At 59.4% G+C, this 10,024-nt stretch carries 10 protein-coding genes and 1 pseudogene; 6 read left to right on the top strand and 5 right to left on the bottom strand.

All coding sequences use genetic code 11. The features are described from left to right. Both PMN64_RS30625 and PMN64_RS30620 read right to left on the bottom strand, forming a co-directional pair. Positions 1-281: hypothetical protein (locus PMN64_RS30625; RefSeq protein WP_411783351.1), on the bottom strand; the 281-nt coding region annotated here is incomplete at its 3' end. A gap of 284 nt (positions 282-565) precedes the next feature. Then, a pseudogene (locus PMN64_RS30620) lies at positions 566-769 on the bottom strand (ABC transporter permease subunit); the annotation flags it as partial. Between the two features lie 756 nt (positions 770-1,525). Between PMN64_RS30620 and PMN64_RS30615 the strand changes: the two are divergent. Next, on the top strand, positions 1,526-1,858 hold the full coding sequence (locus tag PMN64_RS30615; RefSeq protein ID WP_411783350.1) for a hypothetical protein: 333 nt from the start codon (positions 1,526-1,528) through the stop codon (positions 1,856-1,858). Positions 1,859-2,351: 493 nt separating this feature from the next. Here PMN64_RS30615 and PMN64_RS30610 read toward each other — a convergent pair whose 3' ends face one another. Next, positions 2,352-2,516: a hypothetical protein gene (locus PMN64_RS30610; RefSeq protein WP_411783348.1), complete on the bottom strand. Its 165-nt coding sequence runs from the start codon at positions 2,514-2,516 to the stop codon at positions 2,352-2,354. 88 nt (positions 2,517-2,604) lie between these two features. Next, on the bottom strand, positions 2,605-3,018 hold the full coding sequence (locus tag PMN64_RS30605; RefSeq protein WP_411783347.1) for a hypothetical protein: 414 nt from the start codon (positions 3,016-3,018) through the stop codon (positions 2,605-2,607). A 2-nt stretch (positions 3,019-3,020) separates the two neighbouring features. On the opposite strand from PMN64_RS30605, the gene PMN64_RS30600 reads away from it, so the two are divergent. The 4 genes from PMN64_RS30600 (at position 3,021) to PMN64_RS30585 (ending at position 7,790) form a co-directional block, all read left to right on the top strand. Next, positions 3,021-3,317, top strand: coding sequence for a hypothetical protein (locus tag PMN64_RS30600; protein ID WP_411783345.1), 297 nt, complete (start codon positions 3,021-3,023; stop codon positions 3,315-3,317). 826 nt (positions 3,318-4,143) lie between these two features. Beyond that, positions 4,144-5,433 carry an FAD-dependent oxidoreductase gene (locus PMN64_RS30595; protein WP_411783355.1) on the top strand — a complete coding sequence of 430 codons (1,290 nt, stop codon included), beginning with the start codon at positions 4,144-4,146 and terminating at the stop codon, positions 5,431-5,433. Between the two features lie 15 nt (positions 5,434-5,448). After that, on the top strand, positions 5,449-6,192 hold the full coding sequence (locus PMN64_RS30590; RefSeq protein ID WP_411783344.1) for an enoyl-CoA hydratase/isomerase family protein: 744 nt from the start codon (positions 5,449-5,451) through the stop codon (positions 6,190-6,192). Next, positions 6,189-7,790, top strand: coding sequence for an acyl CoA:acetate/3-ketoacid CoA transferase (locus PMN64_RS30585; protein ID WP_411783342.1), 1,602 nt, complete (start codon positions 6,189-6,191; stop codon positions 7,788-7,790). The genes PMN64_RS30590 and PMN64_RS30585 overlap by 4 nt, the downstream gene beginning before the upstream one ends. A gap of 37 nt (positions 7,791-7,827) precedes the next feature. On the opposite strand, the gene PMN64_RS30580 is transcribed toward PMN64_RS30585, so the two are convergent. Then, a complete protein-coding gene (locus tag PMN64_RS30580; RefSeq protein ID WP_038382300.1) occupies positions 7,828-8,511 on the bottom strand; it encodes a GntR family transcriptional regulator in 684 nt (227 codons plus the stop codon). A 237-nt stretch (positions 8,512-8,748) separates the two neighbouring features. Between PMN64_RS30580 and PMN64_RS30575 the strand changes: the two genes are divergently transcribed. After that, positions 8,749-9,927 carry an ABC transporter substrate-binding protein gene (locus tag PMN64_RS30575; RefSeq protein ID WP_411783341.1) on the top strand — a complete coding sequence of 393 codons (1,179 nt, stop codon included), beginning with the start codon at positions 8,749-8,751 and terminating at the stop codon, positions 9,925-9,927. Positions 9,928-10,024 lie beyond the last annotated feature (97 nt).

Here is a 10,024-nt window from a genome sequence, read left to right as displayed (position 1 = left end):
ATCGACTGCAGATTTTCCGTCGGAATGAAGCCGCCGTAGCCGTAGATGCCGCCGACCAGGAGGTAGGCGATGTCGACGAAGGGGCCGGTGTTGAAGAGGACGGCCAGCTTCGACGTATCGCCCTTGGTCGAGGCCTCCAGGTAGTGGGACGACAGCCCACCCGAACGGACGGCGCCGATGGTGGTGTAGGGGACGATCATGTCCTTCACATCGCGGAACGCCCTGAGCTCGAACTCGCGAGCATCGACGATCTTGCGATTGAAGCTAACCGATGTTGCCATTCTGGCTTCCAAAACAGGTTGCAAAGCAGGTTGAACGAAGGGGCGAAGTGAACGTGGTCGGCGCTCGCTTGCCCTGAATCGTTTATGGCAGACGGTTCGAGCTCGTTTTTCAGTCCGTAATCGGCGATCGATTTTCGGTCGACCTCGTCACCGGCGGTCGGCGCCGATCGCGACGACGAGGTGCCGCCCGATCCTTAAGACGGCGAGCCTGGTGAGCGTCCTCGGCCGCGAGCGGCCTCGGCGCCGAACGATCTGGGCCCGGCCAGACTGTCGCGCGCCTCGCGGATCAGTGGCACCGAGGTCAGGCCGATCGACACCAGGATCAGGAAGGTGATCAGCGCCATGACGCTGCCGATCATGAAGATGTCGCCACGAGCGAAGTTGATCATGCCGACGATACCGTAGACCATCGTGTAACCGATGGCGATCAGGCCGTAGATGGAGCCGAGAACGAGGCCGTTGATGAACTGCTGGGCGAAATAATCCATGGACCTACCGACTACTCACGGGTTGAGAGAACGATGCTTGTGCGCCCGGTATGTCTGCGAGGAATAGCTCGACACCGACCGGTCCGATGCTGAAACGCCAACTCGTTGCCCCGACATCCGTCCCCTCCGTCGATAAATTCCGCCGAGCCTAGGAGGCGCCGCTGGCAGAATTGGTCAAAACGCGGATGAGATTCGGTACTTTTGACCGTAGTAGCGGCATCTATCGCTCCCGGATGCCGGAGAACATTCGCGCGACACTGTCCGAGAGCGCCGGATAAGCCGTTCGATCGCGCGCTTGAGGTCGGATGATCTGACTCTCGCCGATGAGCTGCTTTTGATCTCGATCGAGCGATGGATTCTCGACCGGAATCTGATTTCGCAATCAGAAGCAGGTAGCTTAAGTGCTCTTCGAGTGTGGGCTAGTCCGGACGGTCACCAAGCCCAAAAGCCGCCGTGACCAGCCGACCGGGTGTCGGACCGACCGTGCAATGGCCTTTTCTTACAACCTGATGTAAGGAGGGCAGAGTTGAAGAGATACGATGGGTCGCCTTGCCTGTAACTTGGGGAATTTTCGATACCGAAGAGGAATCATTCGATCTCAGTCATCTCGACGAGACGGTAATCTCGGTCCAGTTCGGGGACCAGGAGCACGCCATTTTGGTGGAATTTTCCGATCATTGCTTCACCGAGGAAGCTGTCCCGGACGATCCAAGACCTAGGTTCGCACCTTGCTCGAGGGCCGATGGCCGATTTTGCGTGAAGCGCTATCAGGCCTCACTGAAGATCTGGGAGCATATCGATTGGGCCGTGGGCGGCTCTGTTTGGCTCGGTGAAAACGACCGATGTCTGATCGTAGAGCTCCCCGGCGGCGAGAATCCCGCGCACTACATCATCCCTTTCACGCTCGAACGTTGGAAAGGGGACAAGCGCGCTAAATTGAAGATGCGCGTGAGAAGCGCCTTCATTCGGGATTCCGGCGACCGCGTGGCAACCTTCGGCCAGGTGAAATTCGCGACGTTGGTCGACCTGACGCTCAAGGGTAAGGCGCCGCGCCGCAATTCCGATCGCAATCGGAAAAGGCCGTGGTAAAATAGAAACAGGCCCTTTCGGGCCTGTGCGACATCGTGAGATGTCTCGGGGCGAACCTCTTAACCCCTTACGGGGCTGTCCGTCTCATGCGACGGCCCTGATGTTTCCATCAGGAGGGGCTGGTTGTGCGCACGCCCTACGTCCAGCGATCTACTACGGAATGTAATACATCCGCAGCCCCCATTCAACGACCTTTTGAGGTTCCTGGTTCCGTCCATGCGTGCACACATACGAACGATGGCGATCTGATATCGCATAACTTATTGAAATTAAATAGTAAAAATGTGATTTTCCGGTCGTTCACCCGAAATTTGCCTCCCGCCTAGTGATTGGCCTCTGGCTTCGCTACTCGCCCAGGGCGAAAGGAACCGCCCCCGAAAGTTCCATATAGGCGAGGGGAATTGCCAGCGACCGATCCCCCAGAAGCCCACGAACTTGGCGCGCCCTTTTCGGACTCGAGCCCAGCAACGCCGGATCAAGAGGCCTGCGGTCTTCAAAATACCGGCCAGCTCAGCAGCGGCCCTTTTGCGCGAACGTCGCCAGGGGGTTTCTCGTCCTGCGAGGCGGTTTTAGGTCGATCGGCAAAATCCTTGGCTGCCTTGGCAGTTGCCTTGGCGCTGGCCTCGGCCGCCCACTGCAACTTGATCGTCAGAACCATCGAGCTTCCGACGTACCAGCATATCGCCGCGCCGAGGGCTAACGTCAGGAGCGACCAAGATTCGCAATGAGGCCAGAAGACCCAGAACTTATAGCCATCGAACGCTTCTTTCAGCAGAAGGAACAGTACCAAAAGCTGTGCCAGACCTGCGAAGAGAGTGATCACGCCGGAAAGCAAAAAATGGAAGAAGGTATCCTTGGTACACCACGACGTCTTGCTGGATCGTGGCGTCCTTTTTGACCGTTCCTGATCGTAGCGCGGTGAAAATGAACGGCGCGACGGTGACGACGAGGGATACCAGTGCGGAGTAGCCGGATTTGCTCGCATGCTTCGTCAATTCCGGAAGGGCGCTCAACGACAGCGCCGCCGTGACTATCCCGCCGACCAAAGTGGCATTCGAGGTCCAGCTCTTCGCGAAATCCCATGAAGGCGAAGCGCGTGCTGGAGCGCCTGTGATGCCGGACAGCATTGAGTACACCGTCAGCCAGTTGCGCGCGGCCATCAATGGTCTGCAGAGGCCCACGCCGCTGTCCGATCGTCTGCCTTGCCCCCGATCCGTCCAGGACACGAGCGCTGCGGCTTGGCTGGCTCGATGAGTATCTCGGTCCTGGCTACTACAACCGGCAGAACGCCAACGACGACGCGCGCCACGTCTATCCGCATTTGAACAATGATCGCATGATCGTGTGGCTCAACGAACTGGCGGGCGAAGATACGGCCGAGCGGGTTCTCGCGCCACGATTGCGAGGCGGCGACGCAGCGAAGCGCGGAGCGTTGAAGGCCAATCAGCTTGCCGGATGATCCTTCAGCTCGGCAATTGCGCCTCCTTGGAACCACCAATTCTTGCATACCGGCGCAGGTCCTTGAAGGGGACATCTTTTGCGTTTTGGGGGAACTTCGCAGAGATCGGTGTTGTGCCTCCTGGATGTGAACCTCCTCGTATCTTTTCGGAGTCGTAGTTTGATTGGCTACAAAAGGCGGCAATTGGCCGGCTATCAAAGCGCCGCTATGCCAGTTACGGTTGCGCGCAGATAAGAAAACAGCGCTTGCGGAATAGTGGGTCTAGCGCTGTAGCGGTCCCCCGCTACCATGCGTACGATTTTCTGCGCCAAACTACGATCTTCTGCGATGCGCTACGCCTGACGGCACGGCTTCGGACGCCGTGATTGCGAAAACTGTATCGTCAGTGGACGAGATACCTCAGTAAGAACCGAGCATGCGCGCGCTATCGTCGCATTGACGGCACCCTCTGTTGAACAGCCGGATTGCCGCAGTCTCGCAGCGCCGCAGGTTTTCGCCGCTACCGAATAGCGCCTGCGGCATTTGTCCTGTGTCCTGATCCCGTGCCCGACGAGCCGACCGCTGGCCGTAGCGAGCACGCCGGTCGCGTCGTTCGCAGGGACCGCCAGGTCAACTTCAGCCCTCTCGTCGCCTCCAGTCCGCAGTCGCCGCTGCGGTCTCCAAGCAGCTAACTTTTCACTCGCAAATCTGCCGCGCGATCGCGGGCATTTTTTTGCCCGAAGGCGCTTGCAAACCAACATGCATTGAAATAATTGTAATACACCACTAAGATATCACAGGGAGAGCACAATTGGACGCCCGTGGGTCTAACCGTGTCGACAGCGATGTGCTCGTCGTCGGAGGGGGAGCCGCAGGAGTTGCGGCCGCTGTAACCGCCGCTCGAAGGGGTCTGAAAGTCACGCTCGTGGAGCGGTATGGCTTTTGCGGCGGCGGCGCTGTGGCCGGGCTGTCGGGCACGGTGTGCGGTCTGTACGAGGCGACCGAAGCGATCAACGCCAAGCCGAAGCAGGTTGTTTTTGGTTTTGCCGACGAATTTTGCCGCCGATTGGAAGCCAAAGGCGGGCTTGGCGATCCGCTGCTCTACGGAAAGACTTGGGCGCGGGTCCACGACCCCTTGGTTTGGCGCGAGGAAGCAGACGCGATGCTGCGGGAAGCCGGAGTACGCGTCGTGTTCCATGCTGTCGCTAGCGACGTGAGCATGGAGGGCGACAGGATCGGGGGGGTGGTCATCTGGACGAAACAAGGACCCCTCGATGCGCGCGCCAAAGTTGTCGTCGATGCGAGCGGAGATGCTGATGTCGTCGCAATGGCCGGCTTGCCCAGCTTCATTGGCGACAACGGCAGGGTTCAGAACCCGACGATGATCTTTCGAATGATGGGTGTCGATGTCGATCGCTTCGTCACAGAATACGGTGCCGACACCATCATGCCGGAAAAGATATCCGACATGATCCGCGCAAAGCACAATGCTGGTGAATACCGGCTGCCGCGCGCCAAAATCTGGCTATTCCCCACCACTCGACCCAACGAGTTGCTGTGTAATTGCACGCGTGTGATCGGGCCGGACGGGCGTGAGCTCAACACGCTTTTCCATCAGGATTTCACCGACGCCGAAATCGAGGGAAGGCTTCAGGCGCGAGAATACGCTCGTTTCTTTCGCGACAATCTCGTGGGATGCGAAGCCGCCTTTCTGAACGATACGGGCGTCCAGGTCGGCGTGCGCCAGACCCGTCAGGTCTCTGGTGTAAAGAGGCTTTCAAACGAAGACGTCGTCAAAGGCGCCAAGTCATCTGACGGCATTGCGGTCTCGCCCTGGCCGATCGAGCTGCACTCGGGCGTCAAGCCTCGCGTCGAGTGGCTGCTGAACGACTACTACGAGGTGCCGTATGGGTGCTTCGTGCCGGAGCGCGGGGAGGGGTTGCTGGTTGCCGGTCGCTGCCTCTCGGCGGAGCACGAAGCAGTCGCTTCAGCCCGTGTCACGGCTCAGTGCTTCTCCTACGGTCATGCGATCGGTCATGCAGCGGTGATTGCGGTGCGCGACGGAATCGCGCCGAGGCACATTGACGGGCAGCAAGTGAGGGCAGCGGTGAACGCCGACGGCGCGCGCCTCGATTAACAGGATCGTGAACAGATGATCAAGCTAGACAATCAAGGTCCGATCGCCATCGTTACCATCAATCGCGCGGAGCGCCGCAATGCGTTGGGTTCGCAGCTCATGCGGGATCTGAACGCTGCCCTGGCCGATTCAGAGCGCAATGACGCGATCAGTGCAGTTGTGCTGACGGGCGCTCCGCCCGCATTCTGCGCCGGCAGCGACCTCAAGGAGCTGGCAGGCCTCTCTATCGCGGATATGTGCAAGCACGAGGCCGAAACCGCAACGTTCGCGCGCGCGATAGGCTACCGCGCCAAGCCGGTCATCGCGGCCGTCGAAGGATACGCTCTCGGAGGCGGAATGATCCTTGCGGCATCGTGCGACATCGTGGTGGCTGCGTCGAACGCACGATGGCATCTGCCGGAAGCCCCGAACGGCTGGCTGCCGCCGTGGGGACTTACGGCGCTCCTGACTCGGGTCGGCCCGGTGCGGGCGCGCCGTCTCACGTGGGGCGCGGCATCGATCGACACGATCGAGGCGGCGAGGATTGGCTTGGTCGATGACGTCGCCGGGCCGGGCGCCGCGCTTTCTCTGGCAACGGAGATTGCCGTCGGTCTTTCCAAAGTGCCGCCCGAAGCCGTCGCGTCGACGAAGCGCTTCTTCGACCGCTTCATCATGGCGGACGCCGAGCGCCTGGACGAAGTCTCGTCCCGGGAGTTCGCGTCGAACTGCGAAACGCCAAGTTCCCAAAAAACCTTTGAACGCTTTACGGTGAAGTCGTGAATAAAATCGTTGATGCCGCGACGGCAGTTGCATCCATTCAGGACGGATCCTCGGTAGGTTGCGTGGGTGTGATCGGTTGGGTAACGCCCGATACTCTTTTGAAGGCCCTTGGCGACAAATTCCGCAATACAGGCAGCCCGAAAAACCTGACCTTCTACTTCCCGGTCGGGACCGGCGACGCTCAGGGCATCAAGGGCATGGACCACGTAGCGCAGGAAGGATTGATGAAGCGCATGGTGAGCGGTTCATACATTAATCCTGTCGATCCCAAGACGGGAAAGCGACCCGAGCTCATGCGTCTCATCCGTGAGAACAGGATCGAAGCCTACTCCTGGCCGATCGGAGCGACGATGCATTGGCTACGCGAGATAGCTCGTCGCAGCCCAGGTTACATGACCGAAATCGGGATCGGCACCTACATCGATCCCGACAATGGCGGCGGCCGGTTCACGGAAAGAGCACATGACGATCTCGTGAGAAAAATCGAATTCGACGGAAAGCCGTATCTATTCTATCCGGCATGGAAGTTGGACACCGTGTTCATCTACGCATCGACCTCAGACGAGTTCGGAAATCTGTCTTTCGAGAACGAGGCGCTGGTGTCCTCGAATATTGCGCTGGTGCTGGCAGCCAAGGCCCATGGCGGCCGCGTCGTGGCGCAAGTGCGGCGAGCCGTGCCTCACGGCCAGAGAGCCGCATCCGAGGTCCGGATCCCAGGCATGTTTGTCGATGCAGTCGTCGTCGACCCCAAGATGATGATGACGACCGACGTCGAGTTCGACCCGGCTTACTTCGGCGGTGAGCGCAGGGCGCTGTCTCAACTCCCTCCGATCCCGTCGTCCGCCGACAAGGTCGTCGCATCGCGGGCAGCGAAGGAAGTGCGGAAACGCGAACTTTCCATTTTTGGCTTCGGGGCAGCGGCCGATGTGCCGCTCGTCATGGCGGAGCAGGGGCTGCTTCACGGCGACGAGCTCAAGGACTATTGGTTTACCACCGAGCACGGATCCTACGGCGGGATTGTCATGTCTGGATGGCAGTTTTCCGCGAATCTGAATCCCGATGCGATCCTCGACGGCGTCTATCAGTTCGACGCCATTGATGGAGGGTTGTGCAACTTTGCGGCACTCGCCTTCGCTCAGTTCGACCAGCGCGGCCGAGTCAATGTATCGAAGTTCGGCGCCGCCAATCCGGGCGCGGGCGGCTTTATCGACATCGCGCAAAGCGCCAAGCGTTTGGTCTTTACCGGAACCTTCACCACTGGTGGGCTCGATGTCGGTTTCGACGGCGGGAAACTGAGCATCGTCAAGGAAGGCAAGGTTCGCAAGTTCGCGAAGCAGGTGGAGCACATCACCTACGCGGTTACCGACGGCGTCAAGCGCGGCCAAACCGCGCTGGTGATCACCGAGCGAGCGGTATTCGAAGTTGCTCCGGAGGGACTGGTGCTGACGGAAGTGGCGCCAGGTATCGACGTTCGGCGCGATGTGCTCGAGCAGATGGAGTTTGCCCCCTGGAAAGTCGCAGACGAACTGAAGTTGATGGATGCAAGCTTCTTCGTCGATCCCGGTCAGACAAGCGCGGTTCGGGGACAAGCCGGTTAAGAAGTTCCCCGGTTTCGACGAGACCGGCGGATTCCGATCATCTGCCCGACCCGACGCTGATCTCGAATATCTGTCGTGTGTAATTTTCGATCTGCTCCATCAGAGCGGTAACGGCAACGAGTGCACCTTGCTCGTCATGCCGCGAAACCGCGCGTGCTCGCGCCGCATGAAGGACGCCCATTGCACCGAGGTTCTGCAGGTCGCTTTCGTACCTGTAGTAGAATCTTCGCGACATCGCGTGAAGCGGCGAGATTGAGCGGGTTGCGAATGGGTTGCCGGCAGCCGCGGCGATAAGACCGTTCGCCTTAAAGACCTCACGCAAGTATTTTTCGAGGTTGCCGTGCTTGCCCGCGCTTTCGATTTCGTCGGCAGCAGCGAGAAGGCGCTCCCGGTCGCTTGCAAGGATGCGGCGAGCCGCCCTTATCGAAATGAAAATCTCGAGTTCGCGCCGCAACTCGATCGCCAACAACTGCTCATGAACATTTATCTCGGTGATCATCAAGCCGTGCCGGGGCAGAATGGTCACGAGACGGTCCGCCTGAAGGCGTTTCACCGCTTCGCGCACCGGTGTGCGGCCGATGCCGATCTCCTCTGCCAATCCCTCCTCAGACCAGTGACTGCCGGGCGGCAGCTGCAGTGTCACGATCATCTCCTCGAGCCGTCGGTGAGCCGTGTCGGCCTGAGACTCGGGAGGGGAAAGTACTCCGACCTTTTTCGCCATTGGACGCCAAGCTCTTAGCGCGCGCAAGGCGCGATGTGGGTGTCTCTTACGAATATCCTCGCTGCGACGTTCGGGACAAGCGCAGCACGAGCGCATCTCACACAATGCGCACACCTAAATCGACCCCTCCCGGGGCCGAGCGGCCATCACCCGGGAAAACGCAATGATGTGTTGACGAAACTTTTGTAAGATATTACTAGTACAACACAAGCGCAACGACGCCGAGGGAGGATATTCATGTCTTGCTGGAAAGGGGCCCTGATTGCAGGGGGCATCGCTTTCGGACTGCTGTTCGGACCGGCGGCCAAGGCCGAAGATGTCGTCAAGATCGGGCAGATCGAGGCCCTGACCGGCGCAACCGCTACCTACGGCTGGATGTCGGCGCAGGGTACCAAGGTTGCGGTGGAGGAAATCAACGCGAAAGGCGGCTTCAAGGTCGGCGACAGGACTTACAAGCTCGAACTGCGGCAGGTCGATACGCGCGGCGAGCCCCGCGAGGCGACCGTACAGTTCCGCAAGATGATGGAAGAAAAAGTTCACTTCGTCTTCGGGCCGTTTCTGACCAATGTCTTCAACGCTATCGAGCCGATAGCCAATCAGAACAACGGCAAGTTCCTGCTGTTCGCGGGCGCGACGTCGGCACACGCCGCGCTTGGCAAGCCCGATCACGACTATCTGCTGCGAACCTGGAACTGGGACGCGGGGTCAGCGGGTTTCGGCAAGCTGATGGTGGACTATTTGAAGAAGCTCAATACCAGGAAGGTGGCGATGCTTTTCCAGAACGACGCCTTCGGCAAGACCGCCGTCGATATCTATAGCGCGCTGTTCAAGGATGCCGGAATTGAACTGCAGGTCGAATTGTTCGAGCCTGGCACGAAGGACTTCAGCGCGGTGCTCGCGAAGCTCGCGGCCGGCAAGCCGGATATTCTCTTCCCGGGTTATTCGGATGCCGTCCTCTACGATATCGTGAGGCAGTCGACCGAATCCGGTTTCGGCAATCGTTTCTTTCTCGTTCGTGGCTCCATCGGGCCGGCGCTGAAGAACAAGGACGCGATCGAAGACTATATCGCATACGTTCCGAAGTACTTCGAGGGTGCCGAGAAGACCGAGCCGAAGGTCCGTGCCTTTATCGAAGGCTATCAGAAGCTGTTCAAGCGCGAATTTCCCTACGATCAAGCACCGCTCTGCTCCTCATCTTGTTACGACCATGTCTACATGCTCGTGGAGGCCATGCAGAAGGCTGGCACCGTCGACGACGTGGCAAAGATCCGTGCTGCCCTGATGAGCATGACCCACGAGGGCATGTGGAGAATCAAATACGACAAGACCGGAGAGGCCGTGTTCGGGTTCGATGTCGTCCACGTGCGCAAGGGTGGTGCCATCGAGAGAGTGCCTTACGACCCGACCAAAGAGTGAGGCTCGTTCGTCGCGCTCCGGCGGAGCCGGAGCGCTCTCTCTCTCTCTCTCTCTCTCTCACTCGGGAAGGCGTCACGAAATGCGCTTCCCGCGGACC

Origin of the sequence: Bradyrhizobium sp. UFLA01-814 (assembly GCF_046718885.1) — a bacterium.
In the GTDB taxonomy this organism is placed as follows: Bacteria; Pseudomonadota; Alphaproteobacteria; order Rhizobiales; family Xanthobacteraceae; genus Bradyrhizobium; species Bradyrhizobium elkanii.
This window is presented reverse-complemented; position numbering and strand designations above follow the sequence as displayed.